General features: G+C 68.0%; 1 protein-coding gene. It reads right to left on the bottom strand.

Translation table 11 applies throughout. From position 1 onward, the window contains the following. Nucleotides 1-233, bottom strand: a 233-nt coding sequence (locus tag ACYQ0J_RS00660; protein ID WP_460170274.1) for a thermonuclease family protein, incomplete at its 3' end; no start/stop codon positions are given. Between the last annotated feature and the right edge of the window lie 92 nt (nt 234-325).

The following is a 325-nucleotide window of genomic DNA, read 5'->3' as shown; positions in this document are numbered from 1 at the left end:
GCCTTGGCCTCGAGGCCGAGCCTCACCTCCTCGGGGCCCGAGGTGCGGTGGTTGTAGGTGGACTCCGGGGCGTCCACCCCGATGAGGCGCACCGGCCCGAGGCCCTGAAGCTCCACCGTGTCCCCGTCCACCACCTTGAGCACCTGAACGGGGCCCTGGAGCCTGCCTTGGGAAGAAAGGGCCAAGGCCAGGCCCATGAGCACCGTCCACGCCAGACCCCGAAGAAACCTCATGCTGTAAGGGTAGCGCAGGCCCTCCTGGGGTTTACCGAGTCCGGCCTCGAGGTCTTTTCGAAGCCTCAGGTTCGCCGCATCCTCCCCCACCC

Source organism: Thermus sp. FJN-A (assembly GCF_054655095.1).
This window is presented reverse-complemented; position numbering and strand designations above follow the sequence as displayed.